General features: G+C 58.7%; 9 protein-coding genes. 8 read left to right on the top strand and 1 reads right to left on the bottom strand.

What is annotated here, in order from left to right:
• Positions 1-42: 42 nt before the first annotated feature.
• On the bottom strand, positions 43-3,996 hold the full coding sequence (gene putA / locus AC1RL4_RS20475) for a trifunctional transcriptional regulator/proline dehydrogenase/L-glutamate gamma-semialdehyde dehydrogenase (protein ID WP_028939631.1): 3,954 nt from the start codon (positions 3,994-3,996) through the stop codon (positions 43-45).
• Positions 3,997-4,457: 461 nt separating this feature from the next.
• On the opposite strand from putA, the gene putP reads away from it, so the two are divergent.
• The 8 genes from putP (at position 4,458) to AC1RL4_RS20435 (ending at position 17,264) form a co-directional block, all read left to right on the top strand.
• Positions 4,458-5,942 (top strand): sodium/proline symporter PutP, encoded by a 1,485-nt coding sequence (putP, locus tag AC1RL4_RS20470; RefSeq protein WP_019581897.1) that lies wholly within the window; start codon positions 4,458-4,460, stop codon positions 5,940-5,942.
• A 255-nt stretch (positions 5,943-6,197) separates the two neighbouring features.
• Entirely contained in the window at positions 6,198-8,216 is a 2,019-nt protein-coding gene (locus tag AC1RL4_RS20465; RefSeq protein WP_230174587.1) for a type VI secretion system Vgr family protein, read from the top strand.
• Positions 8,206-8,943: a DUF4123 domain-containing protein gene (locus tag AC1RL4_RS20460; RefSeq protein WP_230174585.1), complete on the top strand. Its 738-nt coding sequence runs from the start codon at positions 8,206-8,208 to the stop codon at positions 8,941-8,943. The genes AC1RL4_RS20465 and AC1RL4_RS20460 overlap by 11 nt, the downstream gene beginning before the upstream one ends.
• Positions 8,943-13,730, top strand: a complete 4,788-nt coding sequence (locus AC1RL4_RS20455; RefSeq protein WP_356688471.1) for an RHS repeat-associated core domain-containing protein — start codon at positions 8,943-8,945, stop codon at positions 13,728-13,730. Before AC1RL4_RS20460 ends, AC1RL4_RS20455 begins: the two co-directional genes overlap by 1 nt.
• The gene (locus tag AC1RL4_RS20450; protein WP_230174583.1) at positions 13,730-14,086 is read left to right on the top strand and encodes a hypothetical protein; all 357 of its coding nucleotides are present in this window, start codon (positions 13,730-13,732) and stop codon (positions 14,084-14,086) included. Before AC1RL4_RS20455 ends, AC1RL4_RS20450 begins: the two co-directional genes overlap by 1 nt.
• Before the next feature lie 221 nt (positions 14,087-14,307).
• Positions 14,308-15,297, top strand: a complete 990-nt coding sequence (locus AC1RL4_RS20445) for a tetratricopeptide repeat protein (RefSeq protein WP_230174581.1) — start codon at positions 14,308-14,310, stop codon at positions 15,295-15,297.
• Between the two features lie 480 nt (positions 15,298-15,777).
• The gene (locus AC1RL4_RS20440) at positions 15,778-16,101 is read left to right on the top strand and encodes a hypothetical protein (RefSeq protein ID WP_105340539.1); all 324 of its coding nucleotides are present in this window, start codon (positions 15,778-15,780) and stop codon (positions 16,099-16,101) included.
• Positions 16,102-16,424: 323 nt separating this feature from the next.
• Entirely contained in the window at positions 16,425-17,264 is an 840-nt protein-coding gene (locus AC1RL4_RS20435) for a 23S rRNA (adenine(2030)-N(6))-methyltransferase RlmJ (protein ID WP_018928567.1), read from the top strand.
• The last annotated feature ends 72 nt before the right edge of the window (positions 17,265-17,336 follow it).

Here is a 17,336-nt window from a genome sequence, read left to right as displayed (position 1 = left end):
AAAAACCGGACGCCCATTGCAGGCGCCCGGCTTTATTACGGTTTAACCGATAGTCATCAAGCTGGCATTACCACCCGCCGCAGCGGTGTTTACGCTCAACGCCCGCTCGATTACCAGACGCTCCAGCGCAATGTTGGTTTCACCCTGGGACAAACCATGAACCCCGACAATCGCCCCCGCCCGCTTGGCCACTTGCTGGCACACCGCACGCAGCTGATCGGAATGGCCATGATGCAGAACGGCATCAATCACCACTTCGTCCTTGGTCCAGTCGGCTACCCGCTTGATCCGTGCCTGCACTTCTTTCGGCAGACGTGCGAACAAGGCCTTGCCCGGTTCCGCGTCCGGCCACACCGCCGAGCCGCCGACGGCCAATACCGCGGCCAGTTGAGTCAGCAGATCGCCTTCTACATCCGCCAGACACAGCACGTGTTCGCGCGGCAGGATGGCGTAGCTGTTGCGCTCGCCGGTCGGGCCGGCCAGCACGCGGGTGATCCCGCTTTGCGATTGCGCCGCGAACTGCACGCACAGGGCGCTCAAATCCGTGAGTTTGTTGCTGTCGGCCCAGGCTTGCAGCGCGGTCAGCGGTTTGCTCATGGCGTCACGCAGACGCACATCCGGTGCAGCGATAGCATCGCCGCGAGCGAAGGATTGTTCGATCGCGTCGGTAGGACGCGTCGACAGCAGGCGGTACAGGTACAGCGGACCGCCAGCCTTCGGACCGGTGCCCGACAGGCCTTCGCCGCCGAACGGTTGCACGCCGACCACGGCACCAACGATGTTGCGGTTGACGTAGACGTTACCGGCGTTGACGTTGTCGATCACCTTGGCGATGGTTTCGTCGATGCGAGTGTGCACGCCGAGAGTCAGGCCGTAGCCGGATGCATTGATCTGGCCGATCAGTTGGTCGATGTCTTTGCGCTTGTAGCGCACCACGTGCAGCACCGGGCCAAAGATCTCCCGTTGCAGCTCGTCGAAGCTTTCCAGCTCGATCAGGGTCGGCATGACGAAGGTGCCGCGTTTGACTTCTTCGCTGTTGGCGATCGCCACCTGGTACACGTTGCGACCTTTGTCGCGCATGGCCTGGATGTGCTTCTCGATGCCGGCCTTGGCTTCGGCGTCGATCACCGGGCCGATGTCCACGGACAGGCGCTCTGGATTGCCAAGACGGCATTCCGCCATGGCGCCCTTGAGCATTTCGATGACACGATCAGCGGAATCTTCCTGCAAGCACAGCACCCGCAGCGCCGAGCAGCGTTGACCAGCACTGTCGAAGGCTGACGACACCACGTCGATGACGACTTGTTCGGTCAGTGCCGAGGAGTCGACGATCATCGCGTTCTGGCCGCCGGTTTCGGCGATCAGCGGAATCGGACGGCCCTGGGCATCCAGGCGACCGGCGATGTTGCGTTGCAGCAGGCGCGCGACTTCGGTGGAGCCGGTGAACATCACGCCTTTGACCCGATCGTCGCCGACCAGGCGGGCACCGACGGTTTCGCCACGGCCCGGCAGCAGTTGCAGCACGCCTTCCGGAATCCCGGCTTCGAGCAGCAGGCGCACGGCTTGAGCAGCGACCAGCGGGGTTTGCTCGGCAGGCTTGGCCAGTACCGGGTTACCGGCGGCCAAAGCAGCAGCCACTTGGCCACTGAAGATTGCCAGCGGGAAGTTCCACGGGCTGATGCACACCACCGGGCCCAGTGGGCGGTGGGCGTCGTTGGTGAAATCGTTGCGTGCCTGCACCGCGTAATAACGCAGGAAGTCCACGGCTTCACGCACTTCGGCGATGGCGTTGGCGAACGTCTTGCCGGCTTCGCGAGCCAACAGGCCCATCAGCGGCTGGATCTCGCCTTCCATCAAATCGGCGGCACGTTCCAGAATCGCGGCGCGTTCGGCCGGCGGCGTGGCCTGCCAGATCGGCGCAGCATTCAAGGCGCACTGGATCGCGTTGTCGACGTCTTCGACGGTGGCTTCCTGCACGTGGCCCACCACGTCACGCAGATCGGACGGGTTCAGGACTGGCGCAGGGGTTTCAGTGCTGGAGGCGCAACCGAGCATCGGCGCGGCTTTCCAGTTGTTGTGCGCGGTGGCCAGCAGCGCGCACGACAGCGAAGCCAAACGATGTTCGTTGGCCATGTCGATGCCGCTGGAGTTGGCGCGCTCGGCACCGTACAGGTCACGTGGCAGCGGGATGCGCGGGTGCGGCAGGCCGAAGCCGCCTTCCAGCGTCGCCATCTGCTCGATGCTGGCCACCGGATCGGCCACCAGTTCCTGAATCGAGATCGACTGGTCGGCAATGCGGTTAACGAACGAGGTGTTCGCGCCGTTTTCCAGCAGACGACGCACCAGGTACGCCAGCAGGGTTTCGTGGGTGCCGACCGGAGCGTACACGCGGCACGGACGGTTCAGCTTGCCTTCGGAGACTTTGCCTACAACCTGTTCGTACAGTGGTTCGCCCATGCCGTGCAGGCACTGGAACTCGTACTGACCCGGGTAATAGTTCTGACCGGCAATGTGATAGATGGCCGACAGGGTGTGGGCGTTGTGCGTGGCGAACTGCGGGTAGATGACTTCCGGTACCGACAGCAGTTTGCGCGCGCAGGCGATGTAGGAAACGTCGGTGTACACCTTGCGGGTGTAGACCGGATAGCCCTCTAGGCCTTCGACCTGGGCGCGTTTGATTTCGCTGTCCCAGTAAGCGCCTTTCACCAGGCGGATCATCAGGCGATGACGGCTGCGGCGAGCCAGATCGATCACGTAGTCGATCACGTAAGGGCAGCGCTTCTGATAAGCCTGGATCACGAAACCGATACCGTTCCAGCCGGTCAGTTGCGGCTCGAAGCACAGGCGCTCCAGCAGATCCAGCGACAACTCGAGGCGGTCGGCTTCTTCGGCGTCGATGTTCAGGCCGATATCGTATTGCTTGGCCAGCAGGGTCAGCGACAGCAGGCGCGGGTACAGCTCGTCCATCACGCGCTCGTACTGGGCGCGGCTGTAACGCGGGTGCAAGGCGGACAGCTTGATCGAAATGCCCGGGCCTTCGTAAATCCCACGACCGTGGGAGGCTTTGCCGATCGCATGGATGGCTTGTTCGTACGAGGCCAGGTACTTCTGGGCGTCATGTTCGGTGAGGGCGGCTTCACCCAGCATGTCGTAGGAATAGCGGAAGCCTTTGGCTTCGAACTTGCTGGCGTTGGCCAGGGCTTCGGCGATGGTTTCGCCGGTGACGAACTGCTCGCCCATCAGGCGCATGGCCATGTCGACGCCCTTGCGGATCATCGGCTCGCCGCTCTTGCCGATGATGCGGCTCAGGGACGAGGTCAGGCCGGCTTCGTTATGGGTGGCGACCAGTTTGCCGGTCAGCAGCAAGCCCCAAGTGGCGGCGTTGACGAACAGCGACGGGCTATTGCCCAGGTGAGGTTGCCAGTTGCCGGTGCTGATCTTGTCGCGGATCAGCGCGTCGCGGGTGCCTTTGTCCGGGATGCGCAGCAGCGCTTCGGCCAGGCACATCAGCGCCACGCCTTCCTGGGAGGACAGGGAAAATTCCTGCAACAGGCCCTGAACAATTCCGGCACGGCCGCCGGCGCTCTTCTGATTACGCAGTTTCTCGGCAATCGAGGCGGCGAGCTTGTTGGTGGCGTCGGCCATCGGTGCCGGCAAGCGAGCTTGTTCGATCAGCATCGGCACCACTTCAGGTTCCGGGCGACGGTAAGCGGCAGTGATCGAGGCGCGCAGCACCGATTGCGGCAGGATGCTTTCGGCGAATTCCAGGAAGCACTGGTGCGCGTGATCGACGTGGACCTCGCCGGCTTCATCGACTTCCTTGCCATTCAAACCGTTCAGCTCGGACAGGGTTGCACCACCCTCGAGTTTTTCCAGGTAATTGAAAATTGCCTGCTTGATCAGCCAGTGCGGCGTGCGATCAATCGAGGTCGCGGCGGCCTTGAGACGTTCGCGGGTCGGGTCGTCAAGTTTGACCCCAAGGGTGGTGGTAGCCATATTTTTATCCTCATGTTTGCCACGACCGCGTGGCATCAGCTGGCGGCAAGATTAGCCCTGCTCTGGTCGAGGTGCAACCGGGTGCAACCCTTTTTTTGTCGGAATAATAAGCAGCTCGTCAGGAAATAAATTCTGGTACACAAGTCCTGTGCCTGCTTGGTGCTTTTACTTCTAGTGCAACCTGAAAAACGCCCTAAAAGGGAGCAAAAACCGACCCTTCTCAAGAAAATCCGACTAGGTGCAACTTATTCGAACGAAACTGGTTGCACCTTATTTGCTTTGTTGAATAGCATTCGCGGCCAAGGTGCAACCGGTCAAAAAGATCGGTGCACCGGCTGATGGCTTTCCTGGGGAAACATCAGTCATAAATGCGCGGGCCCCCGAATCGTCTGTCAAACGTCATCGTTTGCGAGCGGTTCACCAGCCGCCGCTACATAAAAACAATGCCAGGGCGTAACTCAATGAGCGTAAGCAATCCAACCCTGATCACGTTCGTGATCTACATCGCAGCAATGGTGCTGATCGGCTTCATGGCCTATCGCTCCACCAACAACCTTTCTGACTACATTCTGGGCGGCCGTAGCCTGGGCAGCGTCGTGACCGCACTCTCTGCCGGTGCTTCCGACATGAGCGGCTGGTTGTTGATGGGCCTGCCGGGCGCTATCTACATGTCCGGTCTTTCCGAAAGCTGGATCGCCATCGGCCTGATCGTCGGTGCTTACCTGAACTGGCTGTTCGTCGCCGGCCGTCTGCGTGTGCAGACCGAGCACAACGGCGATGCGCTGACCCTGCCGGACTACTTCTCCAGCCGTTTCGAAGATAAAAGCGGCCTGCTGCGGATCATCTCCGCGGTCGTGATCCTGGTGTTCTTCACCATCTACTGCGCTTCCGGCATCGTGGCCGGTGCCCGTCTGTTCGAAAGCACCTTCGGCATGTCCTACGAGACCGCGCTGTGGGCCGGTGCTGCGGCGACGATTGCCTACACCTTCGTTGGTGGTTTCCTGGCAGTGAGCTGGACCGACACCGTACAAGCCACGTTGATGATCTTCGCCCTGTTGCTGACGCCGATCATCGTGCTGCTGGCCACTGGCGGCATCGACACCACGTTCCTGGCCATTGAAGCGCAAGACCCAAGCAACTTCGACATGCTGAAAAACACCACCTTCATCGGCGTGATTTCGCTGATGGGCTGGGGTCTTGGCTACTTCGGCCAGCCGCACATCCTGGCGCGTTTCATGGCGGCGGATTCGGTCAAGTCGATCGCCAACGCCCGTCGCATCTCCATGACCTGGATGATCCTGTGCCTGGGCGGCACCGTCGCGGTAGGTTTCTTCGGCATCGCTTACTTCTCGGCCAACCCTGCCCTGGCCTTGCCGGTGAGCGAAAACCACGAACGTGTGTTCATCGAACTGGCGAAAATCCTGTTCAACCCGTGGGTTGCCGGTGTGTTGCTGTCGGCCATTCTGGCGGCGGTGATGAGTACGCTGAGCTGCCAACTGCTGGTGTGCTCGAGCGCCCTGACCGAAGACTTCTACAAAACTTTCCTGCGTAAAAGTGCTTCCCAGGTTGAGCTGGTCTGGGTCGGCCGTGCCATGGTGCTGCTGGTTGCGCTGATCGCTATCGCTCTGGCGGCTAACCCGCAAAACCGTGTACTGGGCCTGGTCAGCTACGCCTGGGCAGGTTTCGGTGCTGCGTTCGGTCCGGTTGTTCTGATCTCCGTGATCTGGAAAAACATGACCCGCAACGGCGCACTGGCCGGCATCCTGGTCGGCGCGATCACTGTGATCGTCTGGAAACACTTCGAACTGCTGGGCCTGTACGAAATCATCCCTGGTTTCATCTTCGCCAGCCTGGCGATCTACATCGTCAGCAAAATGGGCGCGCCGACCAGCGGCATGCTTTCGCGCTTCGCCGCGGCCGAGAAGGATTTCCGCCTGAACCAGTGAGGGGGATGAGCTGATGCTCTGACCTTTCGCCGAACATGAAAACGGCCCGCTTCCTTTTGGAGGCGGGCCGTTTTTTTTTGTGCTCCCACATTTGTTCGGCGGTGCTTCTGACAGGAATGTCTGTAGTGCCTTATCCAGTTTTTTGAAGGAAAAATCCCTAAAAAAGCAGGGTAAATCTGATTTCCTTGTCCCTCCATCAACACCCCTTGTCGCTCATGCAGAATCGCCCGCCTTCATTCTGCAGAGACACATCGGATGTTCGCGCCTGCCAATCAACCGCGTTTCACGTTGACCCTCGACGGCGTCCAGAATGAGCTCAAGGTGCTTGAGTTCACGGGCAAGGAAGCCATCAGCCAACCCTACCGTTTTGACCTGGAACTGGTCAGCGAGCGACCCGACATAGAGCTCGAAAGCCTGCTGCATCGTCAGGCGTTTCTGAGTTTCGATACGCAAGGTTCCGGTATTCATGGTCAGATTCTTCGCGTCGGCCAAAGCGATTCCGGGCACCGTCTGACGGGGTACCAGATCAGTCTCGTACCGCGTCTGGCGTATCTCGACCGGCGTATCAATCAGCGGATCTTCCAGCACAAAAGTGTGCCGACGATCGTCACGCAAATCCTCAAGGACCACGGCATCCAGCGCGACGCCTTCGAGTTCCGGCTCGGCAGTGATTACCCCCTGCGCGAGTACTGCGTGCAATACGCTGAAAGCGATCTGGCGTTCATCCAGCGCCTGTGTGCCGAGGTCGGTATTCACTACCACTTCCAGCACAGCCCCGACGGCCATCTGTTGGTGTTCGGCGACGATCAGACAGTTTTCCCTCGCTTGCCCGAACCGACGCTGTACCTGCCGGGCAGCGGGATGGCCGCGGGTGCACCGGCCATCAAGCGTTTCAATGTACGGCTGGAAACCCGCACCACCGCAGTCACCCGTCGTGACTACGACTTCCAGAAACCGCGATTGCAACTCGAGAGCCGCCTCGACAGCGAGCAGCGGCCGGTGCTGGAGGACTACCACTTCCCCGGCCAATTCACTGATCGTGAACACGGCAAGCATCTGGCTCAACGAGCGCTGGAACGGCACAGCGCGGATTACCGTCAGGCCGAAGGTCGCGGCGATGAATCCGCTTTGGCCAGCGGGCATTTCCTACACCTGGCCGAACACCCGCGTCAGGCGTGGAATGACTTGTGGTTGATCACCGAAATCGAACACCGCGGCCGTCAGCCGCAAGTACTGGAAGAGTCGGCCACCAGCGACAGCCCGGGTGATTTCCAGGGTTATCGCAATACCTTTCTGGCGACGTCGTGGGACGTTTCCTTTCGCCCGCCGCTGGGGCCGGAAAAGCCACGGATGCTCGGCTATCAACCCGCCGTGGTCACCGGCCCGACGGACAGCGAAATCCATTGCGACGAGTATGGTCGGGTCAAGGTTCAGCTTGCCTGGGACCGCGACGGGCAGCTCAACGAACACTCCAGTTGTTGGTTGCGCGTCGCCACGGGCTGGGCTCACGACCGTTACGGCAGCGTGATGATTCCGCGCGTCGGCATGGAAGTGCTGGTGGGGTTTATCGATGCCGATGCCGACAAACCGCTGGTGATGGGTTGCCTGCCCAACGCCGCGACGCCTGTGCCCCTCGATCTGCCGGCGGACAAGACCCGCAGCATTTTCCGCAGCCAAAGCAGTCCCGGTGGCGGCGGTTACAACGAATTGCGCATCGAGGATCGCAAAGGCGCCGAGGAAATCTACCTGCGCGCCCAGCGCAACTGGACTCAGCACGTCCTCAACGATCAACAGGTGCAGGTTGATAACCGGCGCAGCATCGTCGTCACCGGCACCGCCCGCCATGAGTTGAAGGCCGACGAGAAACGCATCACCCACGGCCAGCGCCAGACCGAAGTGCGGCTGGACGATCACCTGGTGGTGGTCGGCGACCGGCACATTCGCGTGAACAATCAGGCCCTCAATGCCAGTCAGCAATTCCACGTCAGCGCCGGCCAGCAAGTGGTTATCGACGGCGGCGCCAGCGCGACCATTCAGGCGGGCGGGCAGTGGATCAACATCGGCCCCGGCGGGATTTTCAGCAGCGTGCCGATTCAGGTCGGTGGTGCTCTGATGGCGGCCATGGCTTCTGCGCCGAGCTTGCCGGATGTGCCGTTGAAACTTGCAGCAGCCCCGGCGGCGCTGCTCAGTGCCGCGCAGATTCTCAGCCTGCAAAGCGATGCGCCGTTCTGCGAAGAGTGTGAGCGCTGTAAGGACGGTGTCTGTGCCGCCTGATGTTTTGTCGCCTCGCGCCTGGTTGGAGCGCCAGCCACTGCAACCGTCGGAGCAACTATTCGCGATTTTCAGCAGCGCCAGTGCAGCTGAACCGTTCAAAGCCTGGCAATGCTCGATCACGTCTCAAGCGCCGAGCCCGATCTGGGCTGGTACTGCCTACGCCGAGTGGGAAGCGGTGATGCCCTATGTCGGAATCGTCGCTGCTGACAGTGAGTTTCTGGATTGGGTCGCCACCACTGAGTCTCGCGATTGGGGGTGGCTGGCGGTGTCTTGCGCCACTCAAGAGGCATTGGTCGAGCATTTGCGCAGCCTCACACACGTTCTGATGCCCAACGGCAACGCAGTGTTTTTCCGCTATTGGGATGGGCGCTATGTGCTGCCGATTCTGCAGTCTGCCGAGGTTAACGCTGCGCAACTGATGCCGGTGATCGGGCGCTGCCTGATCAATGGCCAACCGCTGGATATCGGTGGCAGCGCGCTGAAGAGCGCCAGGGTTTTCCCCTGGTGGGAAGTATCTGAATCGCTGCTCAACCACCTCGCCACCGAGTCTGCGACAACGCATATCAACAACCTGCTGAAGTGGTTGAGCGAGGACCGTCCTGATCTTTATGAGGCGTTCTCCGAAAGCGTGTTGCGGCACAAAGTCGCGAGTTTTCTTGAGACGCCAGACCTGCCTCAAGCGCCGAAATCAGCGTTGGTGGATTACCTGATGACGGAGCTGGACTGATGGATCAGATCGTACGGATCGAGCAGGAGCTCGACGGTTTCAAAGACACACTGGTTTTGTATCGCCAACAGCTTGGCAACTTCTTGAGCCGGAATGCGGACAGGGTCAGCCGGGCGATGGACATGCCTTCGCTGTTGGATATGGAGCGGGTGATAAAACTCGGCGACACCACGACTGCGGTGAGCAGTGGCGACGATGATTTTATCTCGGGTCTTGCGCAGTGTCCGGACGGCGGAACTCTGCAGATCGAGAGCAAGTTCGAATCGGTTTATGACATTCCATTGGGGAATATTCAGGTCGATGTGATTGCCGTTGATGGCGGCGAAAGCACGCCAGTCACGCTCGATGAACATGGTAAAGGGCAGTTCACAGGCACACCCGGCAAGTTCTATCGCGTTCATGTCCAGGGTGAAGTTGCACCCTCGAAAATCAACGATCTTTTTGATTCTTACAAAGGCCTGACCAGCGACTTGGAGGGCTGGCTACGCAGTGAGTGGGAAGGTTTCAAACCTCAGTGGTCGCAATCGACTTTTGCGGCTGCCGGTAGCGGCCTGCTTGCGGGCAGTTGGGCGGCAGTCATGGGCGTTTGGGACAGCCTCAGCCTGCTCTCGGACATCCTCAAGGATCCCGGCCGGTTCGCAGAGCGGTTGGGCAGCGGTGCCGATCAGTTGCGTGAGCTGGCGGAAAAATCACCGCAAGTGATGCAAAAAATCCAGCTACTGGCCAGTGACGAAGCGGCGCTCTGTTTACTGTTGCGTACTGCCAGTCTCTGGCTGGAAATGCTGCCGCCCAGCGAGATCGCCGGCAACGCGGCAGAGGCGGCCAGCCAAGTCATCGTCTCGGTGCTGATCGATATTCTGATTGCTTCGGTACTGGCTTTCACAGGTGTCGGCATACCCGCCGCCAAAGCCTATTTAACGGCTCGCGGTCTTAAATACGGGATGGGGCTGGCCAGTCTCGCGATGCGCTTCGTTGAGGCAACGTTCAATATCCTCAGCGCCTTCATGAAGTACGTCGACCAGTACAAAGCGGTCGCCGCACGCGGTGTTGCAGCGGGCCTGAAAAAAGGCCGGATGCAACTGCGCTGGGATGCCAAACGCAACACCACTCTCAAGCAAAGCGAACACCACGACGACTCCCCGGATCAGGCGAAAAACCCCAACGGCGACAGCGCCGACTCAGTCGACAAAACTGCGACCAACAAATGCCCGGTGTCGATGGTCACCGGCGAAGAACTGCTGACCCTCACCGACGGTGCGCTGGACGGCATCCTGCCGTTCGACTTCACCCGACTCTATCGCACCAGCGCCGCCGAGATCGACTGCGGCCTCGGCTTTGGCTGGAGCCATTCGCTCGCCCATCGACTGGAGATCGACGGCGACCAGGTCATCTGGATCGACCACGAAAACCGCCGCACCACTTTCCCGCTGCCGAGCAGCGAACGCCCGGCGATCCACAACAGCCTGTCGCGCGCGGCGATTTATCTCGGCGATGCCCCTGAAGAACTGATCCTCGCCCAGGCCGGCGACGACACGTGGTTCTACCACTTTCACCAGGGTCGGCTGACGGCGATCAGCGACGCCTACGACAACCGCCTGCGCATCACCCGCGACCGCCAGGAGCGCATTCAGCGCCTCGACAACGGCGCCGGCCGCGCCTTGCTGTTGCGTTACGACTGCGCCCACCTGATCGCCGTCGACTACCAGTGTTTCCGCCCGGCGCAGACCCTCGCCGAGGCCTGGTATACCGAGCAGACGCTGGTCAGTTATCACTACGACGAACGCGATCAACTGATCGAAGCGAGCAATGCCGCCGGCGAAAGCGAACGTTACGACTACGACGACAACCACGTAATTTTGCAGCGGCAACTGGCCGGTGGCGCGAGTTTCTTCTGGGAGTGGGAAAGGTCCGGCAAGGCGGCGCGCTGCGTGCGGCACTGGGCGTCGTTTGCGCAGATGGATGCGCGCTACGTCTGGGATGATGCGGGCAGCGTCACGGTCCTGAACATCGACGGCAGTGAAGAGGTTTACGTCCACGACGACCGGGCGCGGCTGGTGCGCCGGGTTGGGCTGGATGGCGGTGAACAGCTCAAGACCTACGACGAGCAGGGCCGGTTGGTGGCCGAGCAGGATCCACTCGGGGCCGTCACTGAATACCGCTACGACGACGTCGGACGCTTGGTGGCGCTGATTCCGCCGGACGACGAGCCAACGGCCTACGAGTATCGCAACGGTTTCCTGCATGCGCGCTATCGCGGTCAGGCGGTGTGGAAATACCAACGCAATGCTCGGGGTGATGTCACCGAGGCGACCGATCCCGACGGTCAGGTCACCCACTATCACTACGACGCACAAGGCCGGTTGCTGTCGATCCGCTATCCGGACACCAGTCGGCATGTGTTCGTCTGGAATGCCCTGGGGCAGTTGCTCGAGGAAACGCTGCCGGACGGTGGTCAGCGAGCGTTTTCCTACGATGCGCTGGGACGGCAGACGACTCGTCAGGACGAGCACGGTGCCGTCACCCAGTACCAATGGGATGCCGCTGGCCGACTGATCCAGACGACGCTTCCTACCGGTGCCATCCGTGGGTTCAGCTACAACGCCTACGGCAAGATCACCGCCGAACGCGATGAACTGGGGCGCGTCACCCGCTACGAATACGTCGACGATTTGCACCTGGTCAGTCGCCGGATCAATTCCGACGGTACCCAGCTCAAATACCGCTATGACAATGCGCAGCTGCTGCTGACGGAAATCGAGAACGAATCCGGCGAAAAGTATCAGCTGGACTACACGCCCAGCGGCCTGATCCGACAGGAAACCGGCTTCGACGGCCGTCGTACCGCGTACGCCTACGACCTCAACGGGCACCTGCTGGAGAAAACCGAGTTCGGTGATGACGGCTCGCAGCTTGTCACGGGCTATCAACGGGACTCGGCCGGGCGGTTGCTGGTCAAGACCTTGCCCGACGGCATCCAGGTCCAATACCGCTACGACTCGTTGGGCCGGCTGACCAGCGTCGACGACGGACACGACCATCCGCTGGAATTCGAATACGACCAGCAGGACCGCCTGATCACCGAGCACCAAGGCTGGGGCACGCTGCGTTATGGCTACGATGCCTGCGGGCAGCTCAACCGCCTGCGCCTGCCGGACGGCAGCAAACTCGACTACCACCACGCCAAGGGTGGTGCGCTGACGGCCATTGACCTCAACGGCGCGCGGCTCACCAGCCACCAGTTCGTCTTCGGCCGCGAACAGCAACGCCAGCAAGGACAACTGACCAGCCAATACCACTACGACGAACAAGGCCGGTTACAAGCCCACGCGATCAACCAGCAAACCCGGCCGCTGTACCTGCGCCACTACAGCTACGCGGTCAACGGCAACCTGGCGACCATCGCCGACAGCCGTCACGGCCAGCGCAGCTACTACTACGACGCACTCAACCGCCTGACCCGCGTCCGCCACACCCGCGACGACCCACCGGAAAGCTTCGCCCACGACCCGGCCGGCAACCTGCTGATGCAGGACCGCCCCGGCCCGACGGCCGTCAAAGGCAATCGCCTGTTGATGCAAGGCGACCGCCATTACGACTACGACGCCTTCGGCAACCTGATCCGCGAACGTCGCGGCACCGGGCAGAAACTCGTCACCGAGTATCGCTATGACTGCCAGCATCGGCTGGTCGGCGTCACGTTGCCGGATGGAAGTTGCGCGAGTTATCGCTACGACGCTTTTGGCCGTCGCATCGCCAAAACCGTTGACGGCCACACCACCGAATTCTTCTGGCAGGGCGACCAAGTGGTCGCTGAAAGCAGCAAAGAGCACTACCGCAGCTACGTCTACGAGCCGGGCAGCTTCCGCCCGTTGGCCATGCTCGACGGCAAAGGCCCGAAAAAGGCCTGCCCCTTCTACTACCAACTCGATCACCTGGGTACACCGCAGGAACTGACGGATTTCGGCGGTGAAATCGTCTGGTCGGCGAAGTACAACGCCTACGGCAAAGTCACGGACCTCGCACTCGGTGGAGGCGAGCAGCTTGACCAGCCACTGCGTTTCCAGGGGCAGTACTTCGACGTCGAGAGCGGTCTGCACTACAACCGGCATCGGTACTATGATCCAGAGATTGGCCGCTACCTGACGCCGGACCCGGTCAAGTTGGCGGGTGGGCTGAACCAGTATCAATACACGCCGAATCCGACGGGCTGGGTTGATCCGTTGGGGTTAAGCGGGAATTGCCCGCCGCCGAATAAGCCTGTGTGTGGGGCGCCGGATGATACGACTGGCGCTAGGGTTGATGAGGGTGAGCCGGCGCTACCGAAGCTGACAGGTGATCAGCGTAGGGCGCGGATTGATGAGTTGGCTGAGGGGGTTCTTCATAGGCGATTGGAAGAAATGGAAGATTCAATTGATAAGGCCCACTTTCTACAGAAGCATGGTGCTCAAACCCCTCTGCAGTCCCAGCTTCAGCGAGTGCAAGAAGGCAGGAACCCAGGGACCGGCGAAATAGAAAGGTACGAGAGTGGGAGGCGAAGGGGCGAGCCCGTAATACCCTCTGCGGCGACACGCTTTCTCAGCCATCGCGATCAGTTTAATGCGATACAGCGCGCACAGCTGATTTTTAAACAGAGTGGTTTGAATGCTTCCAAGCGTCCAATTGAAATGGGTAAAAAAATAGGCGAGGGATTTAAGAGAGACGGCTTGCAGTACGGTGAACAAACCAGAGCAATAGTTTACTTGAATTCAGCGGGTCAGCCGATAACTGCTTTTGCGGATTTTGACTAATGAAAAATTCTTACAATATTTGGGATATACGTAGTTTGCTTTTCGTTTTCGATATAGAAAATACACGTGATTTGAAAAGGGAAGAAATAATAGTTTCGAAGGATGTGAATGATGAGAATGAGCTCGCTGAGCTATTTGATCTCTTGATGCGTCCGGAGTTTTTTATCTATAGCCAAAAAGAGCGGCAGTTGCTTATTGAAACTTTGGAGTATTTTTTAGGCTGTGGTGACAATTTCGACGGGGTTTTTTCAAAAATTGACACTTATTTTGATGAGGATGTTAAGGACCAAAGAGGGTTTATGATGGTTCTTCTTAACTGTTTGCGGCGTTATCAGTCAGAAGAAAATATTAAATAAGAGGGTGAGTAAATCTGTCCCGCTTTTATAAGTGAAAGTGCTTACGATAAAGACTGCAAAGGGGGCGGATTTATTTTCTTGCTAGCTTCGAAGGTGTTGTTAAAGCGCAACAAATAAATCCGTCCCGATGTTGCTATAAAAAAGTTAAGTTTGGAGGGTCGCTCTGTTTGGCAGTGGCGAGATGGCGTGATTATTGTTTCGATTACCTAAGTTGTGGTGCTATGGAAGGTTTGGTCTCTATGAGTAAGTGTAGAAAAAATGTGTTTTTTTCGGTTTTTATAGCAGCTTCGTCCGTTGGTCATGTATTCGCTAGCCAGTCGAGTGAATTGTTGGTAACTATGGAGACGGGGAAGTGTGATCCAGAGGCGGCGCAACTACATAAAATTGCATTGGCGGGGGACGCACTTGGCCAATTGGCCTTTGGACAGGCAGCAAGCAAAAATCTCTGCGGGGCGGCAGAGCTGGGGAAAGAGCCTTCTTTTTATTGGTTTCGTAAGTCAGCTGAACAGGGGAATGATATAGCGCAAGTTGCATTGGGAAAGCATCTGTCGACTTCGTGGTCTGGTAAAGATGAGGAAGAATCGTTCACCTGGTATCAGCGAGCTGCTGATCAGGGGAATGCGGATGCGAAATTTGGTTTGGCCCAACTGTATCTGCGTGGCAGTTACTCCAAAAAAATCCCTAGGAATGATGAGTTGGCGCTGAAGCTTTATCATGAAGCAGCCGCTCAAGGGCATAAGGTTTCATATATTGCCCTATCTCAGATTTATGAAGATGGAAGTAATGGCGTAGAAAAAAACAATGAGATTGCGGCGTACTGGTATCGTAAAGCAGCCGATAACGGTAGCGCTTTTGCTCAGTGGCGATTAGCAAAGATGCTTCAAGAGGGGCTCGGTGTCGATCAAAGTGATGCAGAAGCGAGGCTGTGGTACGGAAAATCTGCTGGACAGGGAAACTTATTCGCTCAGACAAGCTTGGCGATAATGCACCGTGATGGTGTCGGAGGCCCTCCAGATGAAAAGTTGGCGCTGCAATTATTCTTGGAATCCGCTCATGCCGGGGAACATAATGCCCAGTTTGAAGTTGGGCGAATATATTTACTCGGTTTGCATGGTGTTCCGCAGAGTCAAAAAGAAGCTGAATCTTGGTTTAATAAGTCGAATGAGAGACGGCGGCCCGTCTCTATAAAAGAATTTGAGGGGTTGCGATAAAAGGAGGTATTTTTTAGATAGTGGTTTTTCTAATTTTTGTTGGTGTGCTTTTGGTTGAGTATTTATATGTGTTTCAGATAAGGGTGGCAATTCTAAATTCGGGTGTAAAAATAGAATTGCGCGTATTGGCGATAGCGTAGGGCGAAATTTCTGGGCAAGGTCGTCGGAAGTTTCCTTCAAACCGTATCGGTTTCCATGAACTGGTGCGAAGTGAGATCCATGGATAGTCTTTGGCTGTCGCTGCAAATGCAGTGGCAGGGTGTAGGAACCCTGGACAACTCACCGCGCATCAGCGCTGTCGTTTGATTGCGGCACTTAACCTGTGTCCGTAACATCGTTCGCGGCAGCTGTGCGCGGGGCACGCTACGGCGTGGCTGAGTTTGGTGAGTTGCTCAGTTTCCTACTCCCGCGTACGGCTGCCACCCAAGCCCGTAGGAAAGGCCATTGGTAGCTTTTAACTCAATCACCAAGGTCTAAAAAATGAAAAATCTTCACCCCGATCCACCCTACGAAAAACCAATCCCCCATCCCGCCAACCGCTTCATGGCCCTAACCGGCAACTGCACCGACATGCCCACGCTATTCGTCGATACCCACGCGCCGCTGGATATCTTGACCGACACTGCCAGCTATCGAATTCGCGCGGTCACTCAGGTGCTGGAAAACATGTCCATGCGCGGTTCGGTCGAGTGTGAATCCTTCATCCTTAGTGATTTTGCTTTGCTCTGTGCCATTTCATTGCGCGATGGCTGCGATGTGCTGGATGTGGTGGGGCGGCGGTTGCGGGCTCGGCCTTCGGAATAACGTCGAGTGGCTTTTGTGGCGAGGGAGCTTGCTCCCGTTGGGCTGCGTAGCAGTCCCAAAACCTGCAATCCCGTTTTGTCAGCTGTACCGAGTGGCTTGGTTTGGCGACTGCTTCGCAGTCGAGCGGGAGCAAGCTCCCTCGCCACAGGTTATGGGGTGGTCTGGATATTTTGGGGCTGCTTTGCAGCCCAACGGGGGCAAGCCCCCTCGCCACAGGGTTTATGGATTGGCGCGGTATTGGGGTTGTACTTGCCCGCTCAGCCGCGAACCCCTGACGTCCTGCGCCGTACAGGGTAAACTTCCCGGCCTTCGCAGGAGCAGCTATGAATTATCGTCACGCCTTCCATGCCGGCAATCACGCCGATGTGTTCAAACACCTGACTTTGACCCGCCTCATCGCCTTGATGTCGCGCAAGGAGCAGCCGTTTGCTTATCTCGACACTCACGCCGGCATCGGCCTGTATGACCTGCAGGGCGATCAGGCCAGTCGTACCGGTGAGTACCTGGAAGGCATCGCGCGGTTGTGGGATCAGCCGGATTTGCCGGCGCTGACCGCCGATTACATGAAGGTGTTGCACGAGATGAATCCGGATGGCCAGTTGCGCTATTACCCGGGGTCGCCGGAGTTGGCGCGGCGTTTGACCCGGCCGCAGGATCGCGTGTTGCTCAATGAGAAGCACCCGGAAGACGGTGTGTTGCTCAAGGACAACATGAAGGGTGATCGGCGGGTGAAGGTTCACCTTGGCGAAGGCTGGCATGTGCCGCGTGCGTTGCTGCCGGTGCCGGAGAAGCGGGCGGTGATGTTGATCGATCCGCCATTTGAGCAGCTCGATGAGATGCAGCGTTGTGCGGCGTCGTTGAAAGAGGCGATTGGCCGGATGCGCCAAACGGTGGCGGCGATCTGGTATCCGGTGAAGGATCAGCGGGCGTTGCGGCGCTTCTATCAGGATCTGGCCGGAACGGGTGCGCCTAAGTTGCTGCGGGTGGAGTTGCTGGTGCATCCGCTGGATACGCCGAACAGCTTGAACGGTTCGGGGTTGGCGATTGCCAATCCGCCGTGGGGGCTGGAGGAAGAGTTGCGTGAGTTGCTGCCGTGGTTGTCCAAGAAGTTGGGGCAGACCCAGGGTGGTTGGCAGATGGATTGGTTGATCGCCGAGAGCTGATCAGTTGCATGTGTGGCGTCTAATCGGACGCCTTCGCGGGCAAGCCTCGCTCCTGCAGGTCGGTGTGACCGT

This window comes from Pseudomonas sp. GW822-FHT07A10 (assembly GCF_058798795.1).
This window is presented reverse-complemented; position numbering and strand designations above follow the sequence as displayed.

Bases quoted from the DNA above. Each gene is read 5' to 3' on its own strand.
- putA (WP_028939631.1), bottom strand. From the start codon at position 3,996: ATGGCTACCACCACCCTTGGGGTCAAACTTGACGACCCGACCCGCGAA.
- putP (WP_019581897.1), top strand. From the start codon at position 4,458: ATGAGCGTAAGCAATCCAACCCTGATCACGTTCGTGATCTACATCGCA.
- AC1RL4_RS20465 (WP_230174587.1), top strand. From the start codon at position 6,198: ATGTTCGCGCCTGCCAATCAACCGCGTTTCACGTTGACCCTCGACGGC.
- AC1RL4_RS20455 (WP_356688471.1), top strand. From the start codon at position 8,943: ATGGATCAGATCGTACGGATCGAGCAGGAGCTCGACGGTTTCAAAGAC.
- AC1RL4_RS20450 (WP_230174583.1), top strand. From the start codon at position 13,730: ATGAAAAATTCTTACAATATTTGGGATATACGTAGTTTGCTTTTCGTT.
- AC1RL4_RS20445 (WP_230174581.1), top strand. From the start codon at position 14,308: ATGGAAGGTTTGGTCTCTATGAGTAAGTGTAGAAAAAATGTGTTTTTT.
- AC1RL4_RS20440 (WP_105340539.1), top strand. From the start codon at position 15,778: ATGAAAAATCTTCACCCCGATCCACCCTACGAAAAACCAATCCCCCAT.
- AC1RL4_RS20435 (WP_018928567.1), top strand. From the start codon at position 16,425: ATGAATTATCGTCACGCCTTCCATGCCGGCAATCACGCCGATGTGTTC.